General features: G+C 43.8%; 23 protein-coding genes. 6 read left to right on the top strand and 17 right to left on the bottom strand.

Annotated features, from left to right (window positions below; all coding sequences use genetic code 11):
- Positions 1-4: 4 nt before the first annotated feature.
- The 7 genes from ABD894_RS13775 to ABD894_RS13745 all read right to left on the bottom strand — a co-directional run bounded on the left by ABD894_RS13775 (position 5) and on the right by ABD894_RS13745 (position 9517).
- Positions 5-1270 (bottom strand): quinol:cytochrome C oxidoreductase, encoded by a 1266-nt coding sequence (locus ABD894_RS13775; protein ID WP_345211628.1) that lies wholly within the window; start codon positions 1268-1270, stop codon positions 5-7.
- Positions 1271-1280: 10 nt separating this feature from the next.
- The gene (locus tag ABD894_RS13770) at positions 1281-1856 is read right to left on the bottom strand and encodes a c-type cytochrome (RefSeq protein ID WP_345211627.1); all 576 of its coding nucleotides are present in this window, start codon (positions 1854-1856) and stop codon (positions 1281-1283) included.
- Complete coding sequence (locus ABD894_RS13765; RefSeq protein WP_345211626.1) at positions 1849-2403, bottom strand: DUF3341 domain-containing protein; 555 nt, start codon at positions 2401-2403, stop codon at positions 1849-1851. The genes ABD894_RS13770 and ABD894_RS13765 overlap by 8 nt, the downstream gene beginning before the upstream one ends.
- A complete protein-coding gene (gene nrfD / locus ABD894_RS13760; protein WP_345211625.1) occupies positions 2404-3879 on the bottom strand; it encodes an NrfD/PsrC family molybdoenzyme membrane anchor subunit in 1476 nt (491 codons plus the stop codon). It abuts the gene before it with no gap.
- 23 nt (positions 3880-3902) lie between these two features.
- Positions 3903-6965, bottom strand: coding sequence for a TAT-variant-translocated molybdopterin oxidoreductase (locus tag ABD894_RS13755; protein WP_345211624.1), 3063 nt, complete (start codon positions 6963-6965; stop codon positions 3903-3905).
- Between the two features lie 52 nt (positions 6966-7017).
- Positions 7018-8277, bottom strand: a complete 1260-nt coding sequence (locus ABD894_RS13750; protein WP_345211623.1) for a c-type cytochrome — start codon at positions 8275-8277, stop codon at positions 7018-7020.
- Positions 8278-8530: 253 nt separating this feature from the next.
- Positions 8531-9517, bottom strand: coding sequence for a deoxyhypusine synthase family protein (locus ABD894_RS13745; protein WP_345211622.1), 987 nt, complete (start codon positions 9515-9517; stop codon positions 8531-8533).
- Positions 9518-10477: 960 nt separating this feature from the next.
- Between ABD894_RS13745 and ABD894_RS13740 the strand changes: the two genes are divergently transcribed.
- Entirely contained in the window at positions 10478-11614 is a 1137-nt protein-coding gene (locus tag ABD894_RS13740) for a BamA/TamA family outer membrane protein (protein ID WP_345211621.1), read from the top strand.
- A 193-nt stretch (positions 11615-11807) separates the two neighbouring features.
- Here the strand turns inward: ABD894_RS13740 and ABD894_RS13735 are convergent, their stop codons facing one another.
- Complete coding sequence (locus tag ABD894_RS13735) at positions 11808-12593, bottom strand: O-methyltransferase (protein ID WP_345211620.1); 786 nt, start codon at positions 12591-12593, stop codon at positions 11808-11810.
- Between the two features lie 42 nt (positions 12594-12635).
- Here ABD894_RS13735 and ABD894_RS13730 point away from each other — a divergent pair, with 42 nt between their 5' ends.
- On the top strand, positions 12636-13493 hold the full coding sequence (locus tag ABD894_RS13730) for a transglutaminase-like domain-containing protein (RefSeq protein WP_345211619.1): 858 nt from the start codon (positions 12636-12638) through the stop codon (positions 13491-13493).
- A 236-nt stretch (positions 13494-13729) separates the two neighbouring features.
- Here the strand turns inward: ABD894_RS13730 and ABD894_RS13725 are convergent, their stop codons facing one another.
- From ABD894_RS13725 to ABD894_RS13715, 3 genes are all read right to left on the bottom strand, one after another.
- Entirely contained in the window at positions 13730-14638 is a 909-nt protein-coding gene (locus ABD894_RS13725; RefSeq protein ID WP_345211618.1) for an alpha/beta hydrolase, read from the bottom strand.
- Positions 14639-14734: 96 nt separating this feature from the next.
- Positions 14735-15827, bottom strand: a protein-coding gene (gene prfB / locus ABD894_RS13720; protein WP_345211617.1) for a peptide chain release factor 2 whose coding sequence is annotated in 2 segments (ribosomal slippage) — positions 14735-15766 and positions 15768-15827 — 1092 coding nt in all. Because the reading frame shifts where the segments join, the coding sequence is not laid out codon by codon here.
- 91 nt (positions 15828-15918) lie between these two features.
- Entirely contained in the window at positions 15919-16353 is a 435-nt protein-coding gene (locus ABD894_RS13715; RefSeq protein ID WP_345211616.1) for an EAF7 family protein, read from the bottom strand.
- A gap of 209 nt (positions 16354-16562) precedes the next feature.
- On the opposite strand from ABD894_RS13715, the gene pgi reads away from it, so the two are divergent.
- Complete coding sequence (gene pgi / locus ABD894_RS13710) at positions 16563-18209, top strand: glucose-6-phosphate isomerase (protein WP_345211615.1); 1647 nt, start codon at positions 16563-16565, stop codon at positions 18207-18209.
- A 31-nt stretch (positions 18210-18240) separates the two neighbouring features.
- Here pgi and ABD894_RS13705 read toward each other — a convergent pair whose 3' ends face one another.
- Complete coding sequence (locus ABD894_RS13705; protein WP_345211614.1) at positions 18241-19119, bottom strand: carbohydrate kinase family protein; 879 nt, start codon at positions 19117-19119, stop codon at positions 18241-18243.
- A 68-nt stretch (positions 19120-19187) separates the two neighbouring features.
- Here ABD894_RS13705 and ABD894_RS13700 point away from each other — a divergent pair, with 68 nt between their 5' ends.
- The 3 genes from ABD894_RS13700 to ABD894_RS13690 all read left to right on the top strand — a co-directional run bounded on the left by ABD894_RS13700 (position 19188) and on the right by ABD894_RS13690 (position 21025).
- Positions 19188-19607, top strand: a complete 420-nt coding sequence (locus ABD894_RS13700; RefSeq protein ID WP_345211613.1) for a YybH family protein — start codon at positions 19188-19190, stop codon at positions 19605-19607.
- Positions 19608-19688: 81 nt separating this feature from the next.
- Entirely contained in the window at positions 19689-20204 is a 516-nt protein-coding gene (locus tag ABD894_RS13695) for a hypothetical protein (protein ID WP_345211612.1), read from the top strand.
- Positions 20201-21025, top strand: a complete 825-nt coding sequence (locus ABD894_RS13690) for a tetratricopeptide repeat protein (protein ID WP_345211611.1) — start codon at positions 20201-20203, stop codon at positions 21023-21025. The genes ABD894_RS13695 and ABD894_RS13690 overlap by 4 nt, the downstream gene beginning before the upstream one ends.
- Before the next feature lie 231 nt (positions 21026-21256).
- On the opposite strand, the gene ABD894_RS13685 is transcribed toward ABD894_RS13690, so the two are convergent.
- From ABD894_RS13685 to ABD894_RS13665, 5 genes are all read right to left on the bottom strand, one after another.
- A complete protein-coding gene (locus ABD894_RS13685) occupies positions 21257-22138 on the bottom strand; it encodes a cupin-like domain-containing protein (protein WP_345211610.1) in 882 nt (293 codons plus the stop codon).
- A 74-nt stretch (positions 22139-22212) separates the two neighbouring features.
- Positions 22213-23091: a cupin-like domain-containing protein gene (locus ABD894_RS13680; protein ID WP_345211609.1), complete on the bottom strand. Its 879-nt coding sequence runs from the start codon at positions 23089-23091 to the stop codon at positions 22213-22215.
- A gap of 145 nt (positions 23092-23236) precedes the next feature.
- Positions 23237-23779 (bottom strand): fasciclin domain-containing protein, encoded by a 543-nt coding sequence (locus tag ABD894_RS13675; RefSeq protein ID WP_345211608.1) that lies wholly within the window; start codon positions 23777-23779, stop codon positions 23237-23239.
- Between the two features lie 133 nt (positions 23780-23912).
- A complete protein-coding gene (hemW, locus tag ABD894_RS13670) occupies positions 23913-25034 on the bottom strand; it encodes a radical SAM family heme chaperone HemW (protein WP_345211607.1) in 1122 nt (373 codons plus the stop codon).
- Between the two features lie 74 nt (positions 25035-25108).
- On the bottom strand, positions 25109-25717 hold the full coding sequence (locus ABD894_RS13665) for a hypothetical protein (RefSeq protein WP_345211606.1): 609 nt from the start codon (positions 25715-25717) through the stop codon (positions 25109-25111).

The following is a 25717-nucleotide window of genomic DNA, read 5'->3' as shown; positions in this document are numbered from 1 at the left end:
TTTATTATATGTGATGATGAAGGCTCTCCTCAATAAACGGATGCTTTTTAGGGATAAGTGACTTAAACCCGGCTAAAGCTCTGAATGTCAGGAACACAAATAAGCCAACAAAACCTATCGTAATAGTAATTTCCTGTACACCTAACGCTCTGTGCTCACCCACTGTACCCGGCATAATCATAAGGTAATAATCAAGCCAGTGACCAATTAATATCACTACGCAAGTGAAAGCTAAGCGGCTGGTTAAACGTTTCGCATCGCGAGACATTAACAATAACAGCGGCGACAAGAAGTTAAGTACCAGGTTAATCCAGAACCAGAATTTATATTCAGGCTCCCATCTTTTGTAGAAATAAATGGTTTCTTCGGGCATGTTGGCATACCAGATCAGGAAGAACTGAGAGAACCAAACATAAGTCCAGAAGATAGAGAAACCAAAGATCAGCTGACCTAAGTTATGCAGGTGATCTTCTCTAACCCACTGCATGTAACCTTGCTTGCGTAATACGATAACAATTAAAGCGATTACAGCTAAACCGCTAACGTGCATGGCAGCAAGATTGTACCAACCAAACATGGTTGAAAACCAGTGCGCGTCTAATGACATCACTGCGTCGAAAGCGAATATCGGGAAGGTGAAACCGAAGATCACCAAAAATATAGCCGACATTTTAAAGCTCTTATTGTAGTTGAACATACCGCCCAACTCGTCTTCATTGTTTGAATATTTAACCAAAAGGCTACCGAACCATGAGTACAAGCCCAATACCACTACCATAAATACAAAGAAGGTAGGGATGTTAAGGAAACCTGATTTACCTGCAATGATAGGGTCGTAGTTTTCGCTGCCCGGGGTTGTTAAACCATGTGCAGCCCAGTGCGCGTATAAATAAGGAGCAGTTTCTGTTTTTCCGCCTTCAACAATTTCATGGTTGGTAAGCAAACCTGCTGTAGCAACCACTATTAATATTAAACCTGCAATAGGTAATACTTTAGCCAAAGCATGCGGCACCCTCAATATGGAAGCCGACCAACCGGCCTGCGCCATGTATTGATAAGCGCAAAAGAAAACACCCGCCATAGTTACACAGGCAAAGTAATATGACATGAGCAGCAAGCTCGAAAAAGTACGTTGTATACCGGCTTCGCTTTTATCAATCAAAAAGCCGTATACTATACCTAATATACCTATAACAATAGCTATTAAACTCCAGGTTTTTACTTTGCCTGAAAATTCAAAACGTTCGTCAATACTATTATGAGTACCCATTTAATTTATATTATAAAGTTTGTAAATGGTGAATATATAAAACCACTTTCCAGCGCTCTTGCGGAGATAACTGGGAAGCATAAGACCCCATCGCGTTTACACCATAAGTAATGGTGTGATATATTTTACCATCGGTAAGGTCTTTCATTTCGCCGCCGCGTGATGACTGACCTTTTGAGTATGACGGAGGTGGCGGATAACCATGCGCTACAACTTCACCATCACCCTGCCCGGTTTTACCATGGCACGGCGAGCAAAAGCTGATGAACAGCACTTTACCATCTTTTAAGTTAGCTGCTGTAGCAGGCAACAGGTTTTTAACGGCAACACTTGCACTATCATAACCACCGCGGGTGTTCGGAAAATCGAACCGCTGAAAACCTACCGGTATTGTACCTGCGGGTGGCACCTGCGCGGTTTTACCATCAGCGAAATTTGGATTAGCCTGATCAGGCTCATACGCTTTATGCTCATACATATTGGGGGCGTATTCCCAACCGGTGCTTCTTTTATCTTTGCATGAGGTAATGAATACCGATGCAGCGATAGCGATAACCGTTGTCCCCAATACTTTAAACTTATTCATAGCTAACATATTTTCTGTCGTTATGCTTAACTTCTACAGCTCCTGCTTCTTTTAACAAATTAGTGATATCATCGTGCGGCACATTCCCTTTGGCGTCAATAGCGATCACAAAACGATCGTCAGTTGCCCTTAGGTCCATTACCCTTGGCGCGCGGCCCGGGAAAAGGTGTGTGGCTGCAAAGAAGGTAAACGTCATACCAAACGCGGTGAATAATATAGTCCACTCAAATGTGAATGGTATAAACACCGGGGTTAATGGCGCCCACCAGTCAGATGTGGTTGGTTTACCACCAATGTTCATCGGCCAATCGTGTACCAGGGTATAATATATAATACTGAATATTACTGTTGCACCCAGGCAGCCAAAGCAAAACGCGGCATAACCTAAACGTGATTCTTTGATACCTAATTTAGCCTCAATACCGTGTATTGGCATTGGTGAGTAAACATCGTAAATAGGTACGCTATTTTTTTGTAACTTCTCGATCCCGTGTAACAGATCATCCGGATCATCAAAAAGACCTAATATAAATTTTGTGCTGCTCATTTATTTTTGAATTTCGTAATCGGCCAAATCAACACTATCGTATTTCTTTAATGATTCAAGGTATTCCTCTACGTGCTCTTTATCAAGCGTACCTGAATCTATCAGTTTCTTTTTGGCTTGCTCGCTCGCTGTTTTCACCAATAGTTTCACCTCGGCCATGGCCACTGATGGTAATACGCGGATAAACAACAGGAACAAGGTAAAGAATACACCGATAGAACCTATGAACACACCTAAGTCAACCCAGGTTGGGTAAAACATAGCCCAGCTCGATGGAACGTAATCGCGGTGTAACGAGGTTACGATAATTACGAAACGCTCAAACCACATACCGATGTTCACTACTACCGACAGGAACCATGAGAAAGGAATGCTGCGACGCAGTTTCTTGAACCAGAACAGCTGCGGAGATATCACGTTACATGACATCATGCTCCAGTATGCCCACCAGTACGGACCGGTTGCACGGTTGATGAAAGCGTATTGCTCATACTCAACCCCAGAATACCATGCGATGAAGAACTCGGTGATATAAGCCACACCCACAATTGAACCCGTTAAGATGATGATCTTATTCATTGATTCGATGTGGAACATGGTAATGTAGTTCTCTAAACCTAATACCTTACGGGTGATCAGCAATAGTGTTTGCACCATGGCGAAACCCGAGAAGATAGCACCCGCAACGAAGTATGGAGGGAAGATGGTGGTATGCCATCCCGGCTCTAACGACGTAGCAAAGTCAAATGATACGATGGTGTGTACCGAAAGTACCAGTGGTGTTGATATACCGGCCAAAATAAGCGACACGGTTTCGAAACGCTGCCAGGTTTTAACTGAACCTGTCCAGCCGAATGATAATACAGAATAGATGCGGCGGCGAAGACCTCTTGGTGCACGGTCGCGGATTGACGCGATATCAGGCAATAAACCTGTATACCAGAATACCAGCGATACCGAGAAGTAAGTAGAGATCGCGAACACGTCCATCATCAGCGCCGAGTTCCAGTTTACCCAAAGTACGTACTGGTTGGGTAATGGCAAACAGAAGTATGCTAACCAAGGGCGGCCCATGTGCGCTACAATGTATGTAGCGGCGCAAACTACCGCGAAAATGGTCATCGCCTCTGCCGAGCGGTTGATGGAGTTACGCCAGTTTTGACGGAACAGTAACAATACGGCCGAGATAAGCGTTCCGGCGTGGCCAATACCTACCCACCATACGAAACCTGTAATATCCCAGGCCCATCCTACAGTTTTGTTTAAGCCCCATTCGCCCAAACCGTACCAAAAGGTAAGGCTTATAGCTACCACCCAAAGCATCGCACCTAAAAAGGCGGTGATAAAGCCTATCCACCAGGCTTTGTTTGGTTTATTTTCTACAGGGAAAAGTACCTCGTTAGTAATGCGGGCATAGGTAATATCCTTGCCGGTAATTAACGGTTCCCTGATTATTGATTCACTGTGAGATGCCATATTTTATATCTCTGTTGTATTAATTAAGCTTCTAATTCAGTTTCAAATGAGTTTCTAACCTTAACCTGGTATCCGATACCCGGTTGTACGTTAAGCTCTTCAAGCACATAATAAGTTCTTTCGCTCTTTAATGCTTTTGAAAGCTCAGAGTTAGGATCATTAGCATTACCGAATATGATGGCGTTTGCTGAACATGTTTGCTGACAAGCCATTTTGATCTCGCCGTCAACCAACGGGCGTTTTTCAATTTTAGCTTTCAGTTTGCTTGATTGTATACGTTGTACGCACATTGAGCATTTCTCCATTACACCACGGAAACGGGTAGTAACATCAGGGTTAAGCACCAATTGCGTATGCTCGTTGTTCAGGTAGTTATCAAAACGTGAATCGTTCCAGTAGTTGAACCAGTTGAAGCGACGTACTTTGAACGGACAGTTGTTAGCGCAATAACGGGTACCTACGCAACGGTTGTAAGCCATTTGGTTCAAACCTTCAGATGAGTGAACGGTTGCCAGTACAGGACATACAGTTTCGCAAGGAGCGTGATCGCAATGCTGACAAAGCATCGGTTGGTGAACAACGGTTACATGATCAAGATCTTCTAATTTCTCAATCTCTTTCTCTTTAGTAACCGCGCCATTTTTAGTTTCGTAGCTGTAGTAACGGTCAATACGTATCCAGTGCATTTCGCGGCGGCGGCGTACTTCGTCTTTACCTACAACAGGTATGTTATTTTCGGCGCTACAAGCCACAATACAAGCACCGCAACCGGTACAGGCATTAAGGTCGATAGCCATTTTCCAGTCGTAAGCAGGTCTTTCGTGCACGCTGCTCGAAGATTTTTCCCACAAATCATAAGTTTTGTGTTTTTCTTCGTGACCGCTTTTTGAAGCCGGATCTTTTACAAATTCTTTAAAAGTAGTTTCGCGGATAACAGCCTCACGACCTTCAAAAGAATGGTGAGTTTGTGTTAGCGCAAGCGGCGATACATCGCCGGTTTTTGAAATGGTAGCAACCAGTGAAGTTTGCAGTGTACCATTGCTGTAAGTATAGAACGGATAAGCGTTTTTACCTACATTGTTACCAACAGGTCCGGCCGCTGTACGTCCGTAACCTACGGCTATTGATACAGTGCCTTGTGCCTGGCCCGGTTGTATTAACACCGGTACTTCAACAGCATAACCGTTAGCTTCAACTTTTACTACATCGCCTTCTGCATAGCCTAATTTCTCGGCTGTTTTAGGGGCAATGGCAGCGTAGTTATCCCAGGTAACTTTTGATACCGAATCCGGAAGCTCCTGCAACCATGGGTTGTTTGAGTAACGGCCATCACCTACTGATGTGTTTTGGTAAATTTGAAGTTCAACTTGCTCGCCGCTGGCAGTAATTTTTGCCGATTGGCTAACAATAGCTTGTGCTGCCGCGTTAACGTTAGCTGCTGCTGTATAAGTACCTGCCGGTTTTGGCGCGGTAGTAATTAAACCTGTTTGCAGTAAAGTTTCCCAACCGCTTTGGCCTGATAAACCGCCTAATGCAAGCAGGCTATTGCTCCAGTTATTTCTAACGTAAGTGTAATAGTCGGCCACTGGTGCTTCAGCCCAAATTAATAAGCTTTGCTCTGCCTGGCGTGTATTGTAAACCGGATTGATGGTTGGCTGTACCACGGTATAGAAACCTGATATAGCGTTTGAATCACCCCATGACTCTAAGTAATGGTGGTTTGGCGCTACTACTGTAGATGCAGTAGCTGTTTCATCATTATGATCAGAGAAAGATACCTTTAAGCGTACTTTAGCTAAAGCAGCAGTAATATCCTTGTTGTTAAAGTAATCGTAAACCGGGTTGGCATTCAGGAAGAATACCGCGCCAACTTCACCGCGTTTCGCTTCGTTAACAAACTCAACAAATTCGGCATCGTTACCTTTAAACTGGTTTGATTGATTTTCGATATCGATAGTAGTACCGTAGCTGCCCAACAATGCGTTGATAGCGTTTACTACTGTTTGCGTAGCTACATCATTTGCACCGGCAACTACCAATGCTTTACCTTTTGCAGCAATAAGTTCTTTTGCAACAAGGGTGATAGCGGTATTTGCAGATTTTGTGCTTAGTTCTTTTGAACCCGGCAATGTAGTACCTGAAAGGGCATTATATAAGTTGACAACCGCTAAACCAAGTTCAGATGGCTTAACCGGGATACGCGCATCGGCATTGGTACCGGTTACGCTCATGCCGCTTTCAAACTGGATGTGGCGAGACATTTTTTTCTCTTCCAGTGATTTCATGTTCCTGTTTGAAACATATTGCCTTGTAAACTCTTCGCCAGAGATCCAGCTTCCTAAGAAGTCGGCCGCGAAGCTTACAATAACATCGGCTTTATCAAAGTTATAGTGAGGTACTACCGCTTTACCGAAGCTGGCTTCGTTAGCTTTTATAATACCTGTATATGATACCGCATCGTAATTGATGTGTTTTGCAGCAGGGTATTTGGCAACAAAATCAGCAATAACAGCCAGCGTTGAAGAGCTGTTAACTGTTGATGATACGATGCGTATTTTTTTACCGCCGGCTTGTACCGCAGCTAATTCTTTCTTTACAAAATCATCAACCTCGTTCCAGCTGCTTGTGCTGCCTTTTAATAAAGGATCCTGCACGCGGTTTACATCGTATAATTCTAAAACTGATGCCTGTGATTGCGCACTTAAACCACCACCTGATAAAAGATCCTTAGGGTTACCCTCAACTTTAATAGGGCGACCTTCGCGGGTTTTTACCAATATAGCGTGGCCATCATGCGTTGATGTATAGTAGTTAGGAACGCCCGGAGTTACCTCCTCAGGCCTAATCAGGTACGGGATTGATTTGTGAACAGGTACACGCTGGCAGGCTGCCAAAGTAACCGCACCCACACCAAAACCAAGCGCTTTAAGGAAATCACGACGCGGAGTTCTTGATTGCAAACCCGCACCGCTCAATAATTCCTCAATAGGCAACGGCTCGGCAAACTCGTGCTTATTTTTCTCAACAAATTCCGGCGTTTTGTTCAGTTCCTCTAAACCTTTCCAGTATTTTTTATTGCTATCCATTTAAGCTATATAAACTGTAATTGCTAAGTTCTTTTTAATTCTTTCGTTATTATTAATAGTGGCATTTAGCACACTCAGTACCACCCATCATAGCTGCAGTAACTTTTTCACCTTTTTTAAATTTGTAGTGAGCAGCAAGCAGGTTATCATAGTACGCATTGCCTTTACCGTTAACTTCGGTACGTTTGTGGCACTGTATACACCATTTCATGGTAAGCGGTGAGTATTGGTAAACCTCTTTCATTGTCTCGATAGGACCGTGGCAGTTTTGGCATTTGATGCCGCCAACTGTTACGTGCTGAGAGTGGTTAAAGTAAGCGAAATCTGGCAGGTTGTGTATACGTACCCACTGGATAGGCTTAGCTTTAGATGCATCATAAGTTGAAGTTTCAGGATTGTAACCCAATGCATCATAAATTTTGTGAATCTCCGGCGACTCGGTTTTAACAACCTTGTGGCAGTTCATACACACGTTTAATGATGGGATTGACGCGTTTTTAGATTTGAACGCGCCTGAGTGACAGTACTGACATTCAATTTTCATAACACCTGCGTGCAACTCGTGCGAGTATTTGATTGGCTGTACCGGTTGGTAGCCCTGGTGCATGTTGGTATTCCACATGGTTACCCAGCTCCAGCTGCCCGACGCAACTACAAAACAAAGCACAAGGAAGAAAACAAGTTTTTTGTTCTTAGCAACTTTCTTCAGGAAAGCGAAACGGTCAACAGGTGCCTTTTCTTCCTCTTCTTCAATTACAATGTTTTTGTTTTTAAGCAACAAACGCTCTAAAGTACCGATAACCTTGTTTAATACAAGTATTACGATGAACGCGATTACAACAACACCTAACAAACCCCAGATAAGTAGTTCGCTTGGACCGTTATCTTCAGGAGTAACCGGTTTTGATGGATCACCACCCGGAGTAGATGCTTTCTTATGCTCTTCACGAACATAAGTGATAATGTTCATTACATCAGCATCAGATAACTCGGTAAAAACCGACATACCTGCCTGTTGATACTCGTTGTATATCTTTAAAGCTTTTGGGTCTTTAGCTGCGATAAGGGCCTGATTGTTTTGAATCCATTTGATCAGGTACTTATCATCAGTTTCTGATGTAAGCTGCGGACCCAGTGCCGGGCCAATTAGTTTTTGCTCGATTTTATGACAGGCAGTACACTTTGCCTTGAAAATTGCCTCGCCTTTCGCAACATCAGCCTGCGCATTGGCAGTTACGCTGTATGCAGCTAAGCCTGCAACCAATAAAATCGACCTCGTGAATTGTTTAAAAATTAATGAGATATTTCTCATAAAGCGTATTTATGCTGAATAATATTAATATTAAAGTTACTGGACCTACCCCGCCGTTTAGCGCGGCTTTTAACTTTTCAGCCACAAAAGTAAAATTAATTACAGTATGGCTGACAAAGAAATGACAGTTATCCACAATTTATAATCGTTCTAAACAAAGCCAAAAATAGCCTGAATGTGCTTTAAACGCACTTTTTGCTAAAAGCTGTTGTAACAGATATTATTTGTGTTATAAAAATTATTTGGATGTTAATTATTGATTTAATAACCATGCAAATATCAGAGGGGCCACAATGGTAGCGTCAGATTCTACGATAAACTTCGGTGTGTTAATATCCAGTTTACCCCAGGTAATCTTTTCGTTAGGTACTGCGCCCGAGTATGATCCGTAAGATGTAGTTGAATCCGAGATCTGGCAGAAATAGCTCCAGAACGGAATGTTTTCCATCTCCATATCCTGGTAAAGCATCGGTACTACGCAAATAGGGAAATCGCCCGCTATACCACCACCAATCTGGAAGAAACCTACACCCTTACCTTCCGAGTTTTTAACATACCAGTCGGCCAGCCAAGCCATATACTCAATACCACTCTTCATCGTAGTCGGTTTTATCTGTCCTTTTATTACATAAGAGGCGAATATGTTACCCATGGTTGAGTCTTCCCATCCCGGTACTACAATTGGCAGGTTCTTTTCGGCAGCAGCCAGCATCCACGAGTTTTTAGGATCTATCTCATAATATTGCTCCAGCTCGCCGCTTAACAATATCTTGTACATAAACTCATGCGGAAAATAGCGTTCGCCGCTGTCGTCAGCATCTTTCCATATTTTGTGGATATGTTTTTGTAAACGACGGAAAGCTTCTTCCTCCGGGATACAGGTATCGGTTACACGGTTGTAGTGGTTCTCTAACAAATCCCACTCATCCTGCGGACTCAAATCGCGGTAGTTAGGTACACGTTTGTAGTGCGAATGCGCTACCAGGTTCATAATATCCTCTTCGAGGTTGGCACCTGTACACGATATAATAGCTATCTTATCCTGACGGATCATCTCAGCAAGCGAGATACCCAGTTCGGCAGTACTCATGGCACCGGCAAGGGTAACCATCATTTTACCGCCTTCGGCCAGGTGGGTTTCATAGCCTTTAGCTGCATCCATTAATGCTGCCGCGTTAAAGTGCAGGTAGTTCTTTTCGATAAATTGAGAGATCGGACCTCTTGCTGTTGTAGTGCTCATATTGAATACTGTTAATTTTTTGCAAAAGTAGGTATTTTGTTGAAATGCTTATTTGTATTTAAAAAGTTAACATTGGCTAACTCATCCCCGGCCCTTCTCTGCTTCGCAAAGAAGGGAGTTCTTACCTTCAATTTGGTAGCCTATATTACAGTCGCTTCGGCTCCTGCCGGGTGAAGGATATTTTGCGGCGTCTCACCGCAGATGTTAATATTTTGTAAGCTGAAAGCTTACGCCATGCTCAGTCACGAGTTACGCTATGCTAAACTCGCGACAGCGGAGATGCATTAACCAGATCAAGCTTTGACAACTTTTAAAAAGTTGTCAAAGCTAAACGTTAATGAATAGGTAACAGAGGCGGCTCTTTTCGTCAGCAAACAGCTTCGGGCGAAAACGGGCAGAACTGTGGTGGCCACGAGCGCAAAGGCGGGCATAGGAACTTGTTGCATGTAGGGAGGAATAGCGCGGCGGGGCAAAAGTTCCAGCCCTAAGTTCTGTACGTTTTGCAGCGCTGAGGCCTTGTGCGGCAAAGAAGCCTTTTGCTGGACTTGCGCTTTTGCTACTTTTGGGGCACAGCCAAAAGTAGTAGCCGCTGCGGCAATGAGCAGACTGACGTAAATTTCAGCACGACTCTAACATAAAAGAAGCACAAAATGCTACGAGATTGCTTCGTACCTCGCAATGACACAAACGCACTAACTCCACTTTAAAAGTATCTGAATTTTGAAACTCAGGAGAACCGGAAAACAAATAATAATTTGAAAATCAAAGCCAGTAATTCTATTGTTCTGCCAGTCCCGCTTTCTGCTCATACCCACAAGCCTTAACCACAAGGCCGGTATCCGCGCCAATCGGGTTTATACATCAAAACCATGGCAATAACAGTAGAATATCCTTTAATTCCCCCTCCCTTCCTCCTCTGTAAATATTAATTCGCATCTTAGCGGCGCTTTATCCTGCCAGATGAAAAGAACATTATTCCTATTCCTAATATTGCTGGGTTGCCAGCCTATATACGCTCAAAAGCACCTTGTACCCAAGTTTATACGCAAAATGCTTTGGGAAAAAGACACCAGTAAACACAGCAGCTTTTTTATATTACCGGTATTCAGTTCAGCTCCCGAAACGGGAGTTGAAGCAGGTGGATCAGCCTTGTATTCCTTTTATACCGATACGCTGAACGAGGGCACAAGAGTATCTAACATATTCGGTTACGCCACGGCTACCACCAAAGGCCAAAGCCGTTTTAGCCTTAGCACCAACTACTGGACACCGCAAAACAAATATCACTTTACGGCCAATGTGAGCTTTATCAATTTCCCGTTCGATTATTTTGGCGTGGGCAATGATACCCGCAAAACCGATAAAGACCCGCTTGGCCAAAAAAGGTTTCGGGTGAATCTTACTGCCGAAAAGAGACTGGGCAAACATTTTTACGCGGGCATTGTGGCAGGCGGTTACGATTATAAACTGAACGACAAAGCACCAGGCGGTATTTGGGAAACATTGCCTGCCAGTAGTCAGCCTAATGGCGGCACCACCATTTTTGCCGGCCCAACCCTGGTGTTTGATAGCCGAAACAACAATACTTACACTACTAAAGGCGCGGTTATCACCACCTATTTTAATGTGCTGAAAGGCGTATTCGCTAATAACAATTATAAGGGCGGCTTTTTCAACATTGAGTACGCGCAGTTCTTTTCTATCAGTAAAAAACTGGTATTTGGTATCAATATCCAAGAACAAAGCCTGGTTGGCGAAAGCTCGCCTTACTACCTGTTACCGGCGCTGGGTAATGATGAAATTATGCGCGGCTATTACAACGGCCGTTTCCGCGACCGCAACCTCATTGCAGGGCAGGGTGAGTTACGTTATCGCTTTAACGAGCGATTGGGTATTGTGGGATTTGCCGGTGTGGGCGAAGTATTCAACAACTCTTTCAAGGTATCGGCTCTTAAACCCAACATTGGCGGCGGCCTTCGCTACTTCTTCGATATTGAAAAAGGCCTCAGCATGCGTATAGACTACGGCATAGGCGAAAAACGCACCGGCGAAACCCGGCAAAGCGGCCTGTATTTGAGTTTGGCAGAAGCGTTTTGATTTTTTTGATGTGCAGATTTCTTGATGTGCAAATGTGCGGATATGTAGATGTGCAGATGACTCGATGTGCAAATCTCAGATATTCAGATTAGCGGAAATACAAATGTGCAGCTGCTTTGATTACTTAACGCATATCAAAACATCCGCACATCAATCATTTGCACATCTGCACATCAAGAAATCTGCACATCCGCTAAATCTTCACCTTAAAATCTTCCTTCTCTCTCCCCGATTTAAAGTAGACCAATCCTATCCAAAACAAATCGACAGTCACGGTTACTTTGGGGTGCGCTTTTATGTACGCCCAGGCTTCCTTCATGCCTTCGCTCCAGTAAATATCATCGAAGATCAGCAGAGTATCTTCGTGCACTTTTGGCAGGCACCATTCAAAATATCTGATGGTGGCTTCTTTCTGGTGGTTACCGTCAACAAAAACAAAGTCAAGCCGGGGTAAATTTTCAATTACGTTGTGCAGGGTATCGTCGAAATTACCCACTACCAAATCAACGTTTTTAAGTGAGGCATTGGCAAATTGTTTTGCCGCCACGCCTGCCGTTTGCGGGCAGCCTTCCAGTGTGTAAACTTTTGCTTCGGGGGCGGCTTGTTGCAGGTAAAGTGTAGTTACTCCGAGGCAAGTGCCTAATTCTATTATAGTTTGAGGTTTTACATCTGCCGCGAGGCGATAAAGCAGCTGTGCCAGTTTTGGCGGTTTCAGCGCGTTTTTGGCAATTTCGCTTATCTTTTTCTGTTTGTTATTGTTTACGTGCGAGCCCGCGCCAAGATCGGTAATGGTGATCAGCGTATCATTTGCCAGCAGTTGTTTGCGGGTAGCTTCGGCATCGTCATATACTTTTTTGGCATGCAAATCGTATATAATTTTATCAACCAGCCTGTAAACAAATGGCGAATGGATACCATGCCTGTTATTTGCTTTTACGCGGTGTAAGAGGTAATCTTTAGCGAACCGTAAATTGAACATGGCTGTAAAATTATATAAACATTTATTATATTAGCTTATAGCATGATAAATACAAGCGAAGTAAATTCATTGATAAAATTGCTGGACGATCCCGATCCGGAGATCTTTGATCATGTACACGGCAAACTACTCTCCTACGGCGAAGCAGCCATCCAACACCTCGAAGCGGCATTTGAGCAGGCTTTTGACGCCCTGCTGCAAGAACGCATAGCCAACCTGGTACACGAAATACAATTCGGCATTGTTAAAAACGATTTGAAACTATGGCTACAGGGCGGCGCATTCGATCTGTTACAGGGTGTGCTCATCATTAACCGTTACCAATACCCCGATCTGGATGAACAAAAGGTAATAAACCAGATAGAGGACATCAAACGCGATATATGGTTGCAGATGATGAACGAGGGCAGCCCGGCGGAACAGGTAAAGCTGATTAACCACGTATTTTATAACATACATGGCTTTAGCGGCAATACCACCAATCATCAAGACCCACAGAACAGCTATATTAACCAAGTACTCGAAACCAAAAAGGGTAATCAAATTTCGCTGGCTATCATCTATTCCATCATCGCCCAAAAGTTGGACATACCTGTTTATGGTGTAAACCTGCCGCAGCATTTTATATTGGCTTACCTTGATGAAAGCCAGCAAAGCGAATTTGAAAGCGGCATTCTCTTTTACATTAACGCCTTCAACAAGGGTTTTATATTTGGCCGGAGAGATGTAGATATGTTTTTAAAGCAGCTGAAATTAAATGCCGATAAACAATTTTATGAGCCCTGCTCAAATACCGATATTATAAAACGAGTGATCCGCAACTTGATCAGCGCCTACGAGCAAGCCGGCTCAACCGAGAAGGTGGATGAATTGAATGAGTTGCTGGAGATAATGGAGTGAGCGTAGCATTGTTTATTGAAAAAAGCGATGTTATCTTTCCTAAAACTGCCTTGATTTAACCCCATTTACACTGTCATTCTGAACGCAGTGAAGAATCTTCTTCGCTATGTTTATCTGCGATAGATGCTTCGTTCCTCAGAATGACAGTGGAGAGGGATTGTAGCCACCGTCATTTTACCTTCAAAGTCCAAAAAGAATTAAAATTCATGCGATGACAGTCGCATAATATATTCCTCTTACTTCAACCACCCACTTTGTCCCATCCAGTTGGCAAGGCTTTGAAACCAACGTTTCTGTGTTTGTGGTAGGTTGAGGCCGAAGCCGTGGCCGCCTTGCTGATAGATATGCATTTCGGCCTTTACTTTGTTCTTTAATAGCGCATCATAAAACAACAGGCTGTTTTGTACCGGCACAACGGTATCATCGGTAGCGTGTACTAAAAACGTAGGCGGGGTATTGGTGGTTACCTGCTTTTCGTTGCTGTATAAATCGACAGTTTGTGCCGATGGAGTTTTTCCACTAAGGTTCTCTTTTGAACCCGAATGCGTAAACTCACCGAAGCTGATCACAGGGTAAATCAGCACCAGGAAATCCGGGCGAACGCTGATGTTCTTTTTATTTTCGATAACTACCTTGTCGAAATGCGTCCCGGCGGTGGATGCCAAATGGCCTCCGGCCGAAAAGCCGATGATGCCTACCTTGCTGGGATTGATCCCCCATTCGGCAGCACGTTCGCGAATCAGCTGAATAGCCCGCTGTGCATCCTGCAAGGGCCCAATGGTTTTATCTACCATGATAGCATCGCTGGGTAAACGGTATTTTAGAACAAACGCGGCAACGCCTATCTTGTTAAATTCGGCGGCTACCTGCCAGCCCTCGTGCGCCGATGCCAGGCCGCTGTAGCTACCACCGGGGCATATAACTACGGCCGCGCCATTCGCTTTGTCTTTCTCCGGGAAATATGGTGTAATAGTCGGGTCGGTTACTTTATATATCCAGTCTTTATCACGGGTTTCGGCATAATCGGCGGGGGCAGGCTTGGAATTTGGTACTCCCTTAGCGTATAAAGGAATAGGTTTTTGCGACTGGCCAAAGCTAAAAAGCCCCATAAATAGTAAGGTTAAAAGTATACCCGCTGTTCTCATAAATCAATAAAAGGTTTCTGCAATTTATAAACTTTTATTTAAACAAAAAGCGGCGCTGTGTTATGCAGCGCCGCTTTTTAAATTATAGCATTATTGTTACCCTTTAGGGCCGCCAAATTCCATTAAGTAAGCTTTCAGAAATTCATCCAGATCACCATCAAGCACCGCCTGGGCATTTGAAGTTTCATGATCGGTACGCAAGTCTTTCACCAGCTTGTACGGGTGGAGTACGTAGTTGCGGATCTGCGATCCCCATTCTATCTTCTTTTTGTTCCCCTCAATAGCGTTGGTGATCTCTAACCTTTTACGCATCTCTATCTCGTACAATTGCGATTTTAACAAGCGGATAGCATTATCCTTATTCTGCAATTGTGAGCGCGACTCCTGGTTTTTAATGATAATACCAGATGGCTTGTGGTATAAACGTACCGCGGTTTCTACCTTGTTTACGTTTTGTCCGCCTGCACCGCCCGAGCGGAAGGTTTCAAACTCAATATCGGCCGGGTTAATATCAATCTCAATGGTATCATCAACCAGCGGGTACACATATACCGAAGCGAACGAGGTATGGCGCTTGGCATTGGCATCAAACGGCGATACACGCACTAAACGGTGCACCCCATTTTCGCCTTTCAGGTAACCGTAGGCAAACTCACCCTCCAGCTGTAGCGTAACGGTTTTAACACCGGCTACGTCGCCTTCCTGGTAATCTTGCTCGCTTACCTTGTAGCCGTTCTTTTCGCCCCACATAATGTACATGCGCATCAGCATACCGGCCCAGTCGCAGCTTTCGGTACCACCGGCTCCGGCGGTTATTTGCAGTACGGCATTCAGCTGATCTTCCTCCGCCGAAAGCATGTTTTTAAATTCCAGTTCTTCAACCACCTTCAGGGCAGCGTTGTACTGTTCTTTCAGCTCAGCCTCGGTAGCATCGCCGCTTTGAAAAAATTCAAATAATACGTTGGCATCATCTACGGCCGAAACTACCTTTTGAAAGGCGTCCGTCCATACTTTTTTTAGTTTCATTGATGCCAATACTTTTTCGGCTTCTTTTGGCGCATCCCAAAAGTGTGGACCAACAGTTATTTCCTGTTCTTCCTGTAGTTTTTCAAGTTTGGTATCGATGTCAAAGATGCCTCCTCAGGGAAGCTGTTCTATCCCTCAAATCCTGGATCTGTTCTTTTGTCATGTAGCAAATATATAAAATTGCGGTAAGGCTTAACTAAAAAAGGCCCGCAAGTATAACCTGCAAAGCCTTTGTAACATAAACTATATTCTTTTTAAGCGGCAACCATTTTATTTACCAGCATGCTCATGCCGGTACGGTTACCTGTTAATTTCGATAAAAATGTAGCCAGCGCAAAATCGGTATCCTGCACTTTTGATGCTTTTACCAACTCCTGCATTACCTGCGGCATCAACATTTTCGATGTAGCCAGGGCATCAGCCGGACTAAGATTGTAAAACGTATTCAGCTTGTTGGCAAACTTGTTTACCACGCTGTTGGTTAGCGGGTCATTATAAATATCCGGATGTTGAAAATGCTTTATTACCTCTTTCAGCTTACCACCCTCTACCTGGTTCTTCAATACATCGATGATCGAACTCGAAGCTTCGTTAATAACGGCTTCATGATATTTTTCAGGAATTGAAGGATTGTCTATAACAGCCATCCCGGCGTTATTTTTCACAAGCAAAAAAAGTTTTTCAAACATGGTTGTTTTTCTTTAACGTAATTAACAAAATGATAGTAGACTGTGTGATTATTTATAATTAAAGCAAATATATTAAATATTTATTCAGAAAATATAAAGTAAAATCACAGAAATGTTAAAATTTTAATAATTGAATTGGTGTATTGCGCACACTATGTATGTTTGTATTGAACAAACAACTGTATTTTTACAAACAAAAACCTTCAATTATGCTGCCAAAGATTGATTTCACTGCCACCAGTTCGTACAAATATTTAACCGATCATTACATCGATATTGTATCGAAACACCTAAAAGGATTTTTTGATACCGATAGCGAACGTTTCGAAAAATTCTCTGTCCGTTTTGAGGATATACTGGTTGATTATTCGAAGAACCGTATTGACGAGCAAACTGTTGCATTATTAATACAACTGGCTAAAGAGTGTTCGGTAAAAGATGCAATTGAGGCCATGTTTAATGGCGAAAAAATTAACGTTACCGAAGGCCGCGAGGTACTGCATACCGCTTTACGCAACCGCAGCAACACCCCGGTTTACGCGGGCGGAAAAGATGTAATGCCCGAAGTGAACGCGGTATTACAGCAAATGAAAACCTTTAGCGATGCCGTTATCAGCGGCGAATGGAAAGGTTATACCGGCAAAGCCATTACCGATGTGGTTAACATCGGCATCGGCGGCTCTGATTTGGGCCCGGTGATGGTTACCGAAGCGCTTAAGGCTTACAAAACCCACCTTAACCTGCATTTTGTTTCAAATGTTGACGGTACGCACATTGCCGAAGCATTAAAAAATATCGATCCTGAAACCACATTGTTCCTGATAGCGTCAAAAACCTTTACCACGCAAGAAACTATGGCGAACGCGCACAGCGCCCGCGACTGGTTCCTGGCGGGTGGCGCGGTTGATGCCGATGTGGCTAAACACTTCGTAGCGCTTTCAACCAATGCCGACGCGGTAAGCAAATTCGGTATTGATACCAAAAACATGTTTGAGTTTTGGGATTGGGTTGGCGGTCGTTACTCGCTTTGCAGCGCCATTGGCCTGTCAATCGCTTTAGGTATCGGTTTTGATAAATTTGAAGAATTGCTGGATGGCGCCCATGCTATGGATCTGCACTTTCGCACTGCCGAATTTGAAGAGAACATCCCGGTGATACTGGCCTTATTAGGTATATGGTACAATAACTTCTTTGAATCAGAAACTCACTGTATATTACCTTACGACCAATACCTGCACCGTTTTGCCGCTTATTTTCAGCAAGGCGATATGGAAAGCAACGGTAAACATGTTGACCGCAATGGCAACATTGTTGACTACTCTACCGGCCCTATCATTTGGGGCGAACCGGGCACTAACGGTCAGCACGCGTTTTACCAGCTGATACACCAGGGCACCAAGCTGATCCCTTGCGATTTTATTGCCCCGGCACAATCACACAATCCGCTTGGCGAACACCATACTCTGCTGTTATCGAACTTCTTCGCGCAAACAGAGGCTTTAATGAACGGTAAAACTAAAGAGGAAGTGGTTGCCGAATTGAAAGCGCAAGGCAAATCAGAAGAAGAAATTGAAACTATTGCGCCGTTCAAGGTATTTGATGGTAACCGCCCTACCAACTCTATACTGGCTAAAAAGATAACACCGCGTGTGTTAGGTTCTTTACTGGCCATGTACGAGCACAAAATATTTGTACAGGGTATTATCTGGAATATTTACAGCTTTGACCAATGGGGTGTTGAACTGGGCAAGCAATTGGCAGGTAAAATATTGCCTGAGCTGCGTACGGCTGATGAGGTGAAAACTCACGACTCATCAACCAACGGCTTAATTAACCAGTACAAAAACTGGAGATAATATTATTATAAAGCTACAGCACGGGGCTGATTCAGAATGTAACAGGAATTGGAAACTCTTCTTTAACATATACCGGATTAGCCCCGCGCTTACTGGCTACAAAAGCCCCAACGGCGCAAGCTTTCTCCAATACATTTTGTATTGGATCTTCGGCCAGTAACCCGGCTATCAGGGTGGCCAAAAACGAATCGCCGGCACCCACGGTATCCGCTACCTTTACCTTAAACCCCGGGTGCTCATAAAACTTTTCATCGTGCCAAATAATGGCGCCATTACCGCCACGGGTTACGCATACCGTTTTTACATGGTATTTCTTTTGAAACTCCATTATTTTATCTTCTAATGAAGCATTACTACCGTTGATCAGCAAGTCGGCTTCTTCTTCGTTCATTTTTATAATGTCGGCCTTGGCGGCAAGCGTTTCTATGGTCGACAACTCGTAATGAGGCGCGCGCAGGTTCACATCGAATATTTTGAGCGCCGGGGTTTCTTCGAGCAGGGAGCGTAGTGTATTGCGGGTTATTTCGCCACGGCAGGCTAAACTACCGAATACAATGGCGGCTACTTTTTTGGCTTTCTTCCGCAAATCACTTTCTAACCTGATGTTATCCCACGATACCGGTTCGGGGATGATGTACGTGGCCGAATTATCGGCATCCAGTTGTACAGTTACTTCGCAGGTGGGCAGTTCCTGATCTACCTGTACCAAATCGCTGTACAGGCCATTATCCTGCAAAAAGCCCAATAGCTTATCGCCCGATACATCGGCACCAACGCTGCTGGCAAATACCACATCCAACCCCTGCTGTATCAGGTGACGGGCAACATTCATCGGCGCACCGCCGGCTTTCTTTCCATCTTCGAAGGTATCCCATAACACTTCGCCAAAACTTAAAACCTGTTTACTCATAAATATGTGGGGGTTTGATTACCAAAGCTAATAAGGATAAAGTGATAATATTGTTTAATTTTATCAATATGAAAAGATTGTTACTTGCCTCCTTATTGTTCCTGTTCGCCTGCACAGCTTTCGCGCAGGATAAAAAAACCATAGCAAACGTTTTAGAAACCCAGCGCCAGGCCTGGAACCGCGGCGACCTTGATGAGTTTATGCAGCAATACTGGAAATCGGATTCTCTGCTATTTGTAGGCAAAAGCGGCCCCACCTATGGCTGGCAGCAAACGCTCGATAACTATAAGAAAGGCTATCCCGACAAAGCCGCCATGGGCACACTAACCTTTAAGATCATCAAAATTAACCTGATAGATAAAACCAACGCTTTTGTATTGGGCGGCTGGAACCTGAAACGCGAAAAAGATTCACCGGGCGGCTATTTCACCCTATGGTTTCGCAAAATAAACGGCGAGTGGAAAATAGTGGCGGATCACTCAAGTTGATGATTGAGAGTCAGGAAACAAGAGTGTAGATCCAAGACTTAGCATACCTCTTTGCCATAAGTATGCCTTTATAACCGAAAAATGCCTTTGAAAATTTTTGTGCTGATACTTATGCTACTGGTTGCCGGGTTTGGCCTAAAAGCTCAAATACCCAAGGCCAGTGAATTGCCGGAAGATGTAGGTGATATTGTTTTCGATCCCAAGACTGACAAAGCTGATTTTTTTTTCTGCCATAAAGATTACATTATACAATACTATAATTACGGTACCAAATACAAAGGCGGCGGCAAAGCCATCAGGGATTTCATCAACAGCAAATTCCAATACAAGCCTGCCTATGCCCCGGCTACCGGGTTTATCACTGTTCGGTTTGTAATAAACTGCAAGGGTGAAACAGACCGTTTCCGGGTATTGCAATTAAACAAGGATTACCAAAAGACGTTATTTGATACCGGCCTTACCAACCAGATGCTTAAGCTATGCAAAGCACTTAACCAATGGTTGCCGGGTAAAGATGATAAGGGCAATTTTTACGACAGTTATTACTATCTAAATTTCAAACTGGTGAACGGACGCATTAAAGCCATTACACCATGAAGAGAACACTCTTTATAGCGTTACTTTGCCTGCCTGTATGGCTGTATGCGCAAACCAATTGCGAGATTTATAAAGATGGCCCCCATAATCTTGCCTGCCAACTATATGACAATGCGATAGAATATCCGCAGGGCAGCAAGACCTCGCAGCAGATATTTTTAGAATCGATAAAGGCCTGCCCTACTTATGCGCCATCGCTCCACGAAATGTCGGTACCGTATTTAAAGCGGGGCGATTTTTATACGTGGAAACTCCTGATAGACCGCGCGGTTAAAGCTGATCCTCAATATTTAAGTCAGCGTGGTTGGTGCTTGTTCAAGTTTTTGCGTGATTTTGAGAATGCTTATGCCGATCTGAAACGTTTATACACCATCAACAAAGGCCAGCCCGGTTACACAGGCGATGGCGACTATGATCTGCGTATAATAATGGCGCTTTCGCAACGCGAAATGGGAAATAACAAGTTGGCCATGCAGTATTTTAACGAGTGTATCCGCGACCATGAAAAGCAAGGTATAGTTGGCCTTTTTGATTACCTGCATCGGGGTGTAACCAATTTCAAGCTCAAAAATTACAATGCTGCGTTAACGGATCTATTGCTTGAAACTAAAAAATACGAGAAACTGGCCGATACTTATTATTACCTCGCACTTACCTATATAAAGCTAAAGCAGCCGGAAACGGGCATTAAAAACTTACTGAAGGCAAAAGAGCTATACACCAAAACCGGCTACCATCGTAACGATCCTTATTGCGAATCGCCTGATCAGGTTTATTTGGCAGATATTGAGCTTGCTTTAAGGAAGTATAAAGGCCGGTAATATATTCGTCTGTCGCTTGGCTCCGGCCAAGTGACCATTATTACACGGCCTTTGGCCGCACACAACCTGTCATCTCGACCGTAGGGAGAGATCTTCTTAGCCATACATGTCTGCGACTTGTCCGAAGCAGAAGATTTCTCCTCGTACCTCGTTCGAAATGACAAAAATTGGTCTTCCCAATACCACTCGGCTGGAGCCGAGCGGTTGCTTTTTTATGTTGATTCTAATTAGTTAGAATGGTCGCCCGGCTTTAAGCGCTTTGTTAGCACGTTTAATGGCCACTCGCTCACGGAATTTGGCGTAATCGCTTTTGAAGGCCATTTTCAATACGCTGTCTACACCGCCTTTTACAGCGAGGTTATATAAACTTGCTGCCTTGCGGCTAATCGATGCATCCCAGGCACGCAGACTTAGCGAGTATGAGCCATCAATATATTTCATCCAGTGCCAGTAACCGGTTGGCATGAACAGGGTATCGCCATGCTCTAAAAACACCTCGATGCCTTTTACACCATCCAACGCCGGGAATTTTTCAATATCCGGATTGGCCACGTCGTAATCTTCAAGCGCGTAGGTAGCGTTTGGCAGGCAGTACAGGCGTTCTTTCCATTTATTTTCGAAAAGGATCACATGTTTGCGGCCACCAAAATGGGTATGAAATATATGCGGAAGATCAATATCGTAATGCAGGAAAGTAACCGAGTTTGAACCACCAAAGAACATGGCCGGCATGCTTTCAATAAAGCCGCCCATCAGGTCTTTTGGTAACACGATATCGTTCAGCAACTCGGGGGCTTGCTTAAATATGTTGAAGAAGAATATGCGAAGCTCGGTGGGCTGCGATTTAATCAGATCGATATACTGATTGAACGGCATTTCGGCAGCCGATGAGTTGATTGGTTTTGAAGGATCGGCCTTAGAGTTATCATACAGCGGAACTACTTTATCGCCTACCACGCTTTTCAGGTATTCGGCCGTCCATTTTTCGCGGGCGGGCCAGCTTTTGGTAAGGCCTTTTATTACCAACGGCCTGCGCGGGTCAAGGTAGTTCTTTTTAAAGTCAGCCGGAGAAATGCTCTCAACTGTATCAATAGGGGATAGTATGAAGCTCATTTATTTACGCGCTTCGAGTACATTTCTCCAAGCGCATAAAGGTAATAATTAATTATTATCAAATTGTAAACTACTTATGGCCTGCCTTGTGCCAATGCTTTTTCTGCCCGTTTTATGGCAAGGTTCTCTTTCCAGCTCATATACTTCTGCTTAAAATTGCCCTTCATTATATCATCAAACTTACGCTGCACGGTTAAGTTATACAGGCTTTTCGCTTTAATAGCCCACGATTTATCCCAGGCGCGCAACGATATGGAGAACGAACCATCCAGGTATTTCATCCAGTGCCAATAGCCGGTAGGCATAAACAGGGTATCGCCATGCTCTAATATGGATTGCTGTCCCTCAATACCATCTAACGCCGGGAACTTATTGAAATCGGGATTTTCAATATCATAATCCTCCAGCGCGTAGGTAGCGAAAGGGATACAATACAGGCGCTCGCTCCACTTATTATCAAACAGCATAATATGCTTGCGACCGTTAAAATGAGTATGGAAAATATGCGCCAGATCGATATCGTAATGCAAAAAGGTGACTGAACCCGCGCCGCCGAAAAACATATTAGGGTATTTATCCAGAAAGCCACCCATCAGGTCAGTTGGTGAGCGGTAATCGTCCAGTAGCTTAGGCGCAAATTTTATAGGGTCGAATAAAAAGATACGCAGGTCGGTAGGCTGTTTTTGTATAAGGTCGATGTAATCGCCAAACTTCATTTCGGCAGCCGAGGCATTAATGGGTTTCGAGGGATCGGCCTTTGAACTATCGTACAGGGGCACTACCTTATCCCCTACAGTTTCCTTTAAATAATCAAAGGTCCATTTTTGTAACGCCGGCCATTTTTCTGTCGCTTTGCCGATTACCAGCGGTTTGCGTTTGTTTAAGTAATTGTTAATAAAATCATCCTTTGTGATGTTATCAACCGTATCTATAGGGGTTAGTATTATGCCCATCTTCACAATTAATTAACATGCAAAATTATATATTTTAAAAAAAACCGCTAACCGCCAACTTGCTTTTTTAAAATATGCTGACAAAAAAGCCCGGCGGTACAAACCGCCGGGCCCTGTTAATATATGATGGAAATTATAATTGGGCTTAGTTAGGCATCAACACCGTATTTACTACGTGGATAACACCGTTGCTTTGGTTAACATCAGCAATGGTTACCCATGATTTTCCGCCTTTTTCATCAACCAAGTATAGCTTTTTGCCATCGGCCTTTACGGTTAATGTACCGCCGCTAACGGTTTTCAGTGTAGCGTCAGATGATTTTGCTTTTGCCCACAGATCTTTAGCGCTCAATTTACCTGCTACTACGTGGTAGGTTAAAATTTTGGTCAGCGTTTCTTTGTTTTCAGGTTTTACCAGGTTATCAACAGTACCTGCCGGCAGCTTGTTAAAAGCCTCGTTAGTTGGCGCGAATACGGTGAATGGGCCTGCGCTTTTTAAAGTTTCAACCAAACCGGCAGCTTTAACAGCGGCAACAAGCGTGGTATGATCTTTTGAGTTTACGGCATTGTCAACAATATCTTTGGTAGGGTACATTGCTGCGCCGCCTACCATTTTGGTTTGTGCATTTGCTTTAGGCGAAATTGCGATAGCTGCTACTGCAAATGCCATTAAAATTAATTTTTTCATGATAAATGATAATTTCTTTTGTTGTGTATGGGCAGATACGGCAGCATTTCGCAGGCAGATTGCAGGGCAAGGCAGACCACGTGCAATTACTTGATTTACAGACATATAATACAACTCCCTGAAAGAGTAGCACTTAAAAGAATAATTCGGAAGCGATGTGATCTGCATACAGTTTACCTTGTTGGGTAAGGTAAAGCGTGTGTTCTTTTTGCAGCAGCCATTCTTTTTCGAGGTATTGCTGGGCGGGTATCAACAGCTGACTTTCGGCACCTGCGGCAATGGTGTTCAGCTTGTCGAGTTCGAGGCCCCAAACGGTGCGCAACGAGGTCATGATGTATTCATTGAGACGGTCGGCTTCTGATAACACTTCTGTTTCGGCAGGAATGGTGCCCTTAACAAGCGACTGTGTGTATTTAGCGTTATTGGCGATGTTCCACTGCCGGGTTTCGCCATTAAAGGAGTGCGCCGATGGGCCTATACCTAAATACTTTACGCCCTTCCAATAATTAGAATTATGGCGCGAGTAATGGCCGGGCTTACAAAAGTTAGATATTTCGTACTGCTCAAAACCCTGCTGCTGCATGGCATCGGTAAGGTAAATGAACTGCTCGGCGCTTTGCTGCTCGTTCATGGGCGGGTACACCTTCTTTTTAATGTAGGCAGCGAGGGCGGTTTGCGGTTCAACCGTCATGGAATAGGCCGATACGTGGGGCACCTGCAATTCAAACACCTTGGCTACGTTTTGCTTCCACTTTGCATCGGTAAGCAGGGGATAACCATAAATAAGATCGACCGTAATATTTTCAAAACCGGCATCCTGCGCACGCTTTACAGCACCTTCGGCCTCTTTGCCACGGTGTACACGGTTCATCCACATTAAATCCTCATCAAAAAAAGATTGTATACCGATACTGAAACGGTTGATATCCGTTTGTCGCAAAGCATCCAGCTTCACTTTATCCAAATCGTCGGGATTGGCTTCGAGGGTAATTTCGGCGGTTGACAATACGGTGTGTATTTCGGTGATGGTGCCTATCAGCTTATTGATCTCATCTGCCGTTAAAAGCGATGGCGTGCCGCCGCCAAAGTAAATGGTTTCTACGGTTTCGCCGTTCAGGTAAGCCTTTTGCAGGTTGATCTCCTTAATGAGCGCCTCAAACAACTCGTCTTTATATTTCAGCGAAGTACTGAAATGAAAATCGCAATAATAACAGGCCTGTTTGCAAAAAGGAATATGAAGATAAATGCCGGCCATGTTGTGTAGTAACTGTAAATATTAATAAATGCAAAGGTAAGCATTTACAATCCTCTGCGAGGCCATTGCCATAATCACTCTTGCAATCTCGGATACACATCTTTTACTAAATTAGTTAAAACACTGAACACCTGATTATAGTATTTAAACACCTCTACACCGGGATGATCTTTTAACAATTGTTCCGGATCAGAAAAGGTATATTCATTTATAGTATTATTCAGCTTATATGATATCCTGTAAACCAAAGAAGAGGGTATTTCTTTTATCGTTTTCTGATCGGGCAAATTAAATACCCGATGATTCACCAGTTCAAAAAACACCGAATCAATTTTCACATTATTGATGCTTACTTTTTTGAACGGCTTAATAACGGCATCTTTATTTAAGGGGCTCACAAGATTCCTAACCAAATCTTTTTTACGCGAATAAAAAGCAGCATTGAACTTTTTCCCGGTATAAGTAATAATGAGCATACTGGTATAATGCTCGCCGCCGCAATAAAAACGAAGTTCAGCAGCATTGGTTGATTTTATAATATCCACAGGTGCGTAATACCCTTCGGTGTTCATTTCAAAGCCGGGTTCGGCCAGCTTTGCATCAACATATTGCCATGTGGTCTGCGCTTTGGCAACGTTAAGTAATGTAGTAACTATTAGAAAGGTAAAAATTACTTTTGGCAT

It is taken from the genome of Mucilaginibacter gynuensis (assembly GCF_039541195.1).
Lineage (GTDB): Bacteria > Bacteroidota > Bacteroidia > Sphingobacteriales > Sphingobacteriaceae > Mucilaginibacter > Mucilaginibacter gynuensis.
Note: the sequence above shows the minus strand (reverse complement) of the source record. Positions and strands in the feature narration are given on the sequence as shown.

Excerpts from the sequence above, each read along its gene's own strand:
- ABD894_RS13715 (WP_345211616.1), bottom strand. The coding sequence starts at position 16,353 with ATGTTTGAAAAACTTTTTTTGCTTGTGAAAAATAACGCCGGGATGGCT.
- ABD894_RS13675 (WP_345211608.1), bottom strand. The coding sequence starts at position 23,779 with ATGAAAAAATTAATTTTAATGGCATTTGCAGTAGCAGCTATCGCAATT.
- ABD894_RS13750 (WP_345211623.1), bottom strand. The coding sequence starts at position 8,277 with ATGAGAAATATCTCATTAATTTTTAAACAATTCACGAGGTCGATTTTA.
- ABD894_RS13730 (WP_345211619.1), top strand. The coding sequence starts at position 12,636 with ATGATAAATACAAGCGAAGTAAATTCATTGATAAAATTGCTGGACGAT.
- ABD894_RS13725 (WP_345211618.1), bottom strand. The coding sequence starts at position 14,638 with ATGAGAACAGCGGGTATACTTTTAACCTTACTATTTATGGGGCTTTTT.
- ABD894_RS13745 (WP_345211622.1), bottom strand. The coding sequence starts at position 9,517 with ATGAGCACTACAACAGCAAGAGGTCCGATCTCTCAATTTATCGAAAAG.
- ABD894_RS13685 (WP_345211610.1), bottom strand. The coding sequence starts at position 22,138 with ATGAGCTTCATACTATCCCCTATTGATACAGTTGAGAGCATTTCTCCG.
- pgi (WP_345211615.1), top strand. The coding sequence starts at position 16,563 with ATGCTGCCAAAGATTGATTTCACTGCCACCAGTTCGTACAAATATTTA.
- ABD894_RS13695 (WP_345211612.1), top strand. The coding sequence starts at position 19,689 with ATGCCTTTGAAAATTTTTGTGCTGATACTTATGCTACTGGTTGCCGGG.
- ABD894_RS13770 (WP_345211627.1), bottom strand. The coding sequence starts at position 1,856 with ATGAATAAGTTTAAAGTATTGGGGACAACGGTTATCGCTATCGCTGCA.
- ABD894_RS13775 (WP_345211628.1), bottom strand. The coding sequence starts at position 1,270 with ATGGGTACTCATAATAGTATTGACGAACGTTTTGAATTTTCAGGCAAA.
- nrfD (WP_345211625.1), bottom strand. The coding sequence starts at position 3,879 with ATGGCATCTCACAGTGAATCAATAATCAGGGAACCGTTAATTACCGGC.
- ABD894_RS13680 (WP_345211609.1), bottom strand. The coding sequence starts at position 23,091 with ATGGGCATAATACTAACCCCTATAGATACGGTTGATAACATCACAAAG.
- ABD894_RS13665 (WP_345211606.1), bottom strand. The coding sequence starts at position 25,717 with ATGCCAAAAGTAATTTTTACCTTTCTAATAGTTACTACATTACTTAAC.
- ABD894_RS13735 (WP_345211620.1), bottom strand. The coding sequence starts at position 12,593 with ATGTTCAATTTACGGTTCGCTAAAGATTACCTCTTACACCGCGTAAAA.
- ABD894_RS13755 (WP_345211624.1), bottom strand. The coding sequence starts at position 6,965 with ATGGATAGCAATAAAAAATACTGGAAAGGTTTAGAGGAACTGAACAAA.
- ABD894_RS13705 (WP_345211614.1), bottom strand. The coding sequence starts at position 19,119 with ATGAGTAAACAGGTTTTAAGTTTTGGCGAAGTGTTATGGGATACCTTC.
- hemW (WP_345211607.1), bottom strand. The coding sequence starts at position 25,034 with ATGGCCGGCATTTATCTTCATATTCCTTTTTGCAAACAGGCCTGTTAT.
- ABD894_RS13700 (WP_345211613.1), top strand. The coding sequence starts at position 19,188 with ATGAAAAGATTGTTACTTGCCTCCTTATTGTTCCTGTTCGCCTGCACA.
- ABD894_RS13765 (WP_345211626.1), bottom strand. The coding sequence starts at position 2,403 with ATGAGCAGCACAAAATTTATATTAGGTCTTTTTGATGATCCGGATGAT.
- ABD894_RS13690 (WP_345211611.1), top strand. The coding sequence starts at position 20,201 with ATGAAGAGAACACTCTTTATAGCGTTACTTTGCCTGCCTGTATGGCTG.
- ABD894_RS13740 (WP_345211621.1), top strand. The coding sequence starts at position 10,478 with ATGAAAAGAACATTATTCCTATTCCTAATATTGCTGGGTTGCCAGCCT.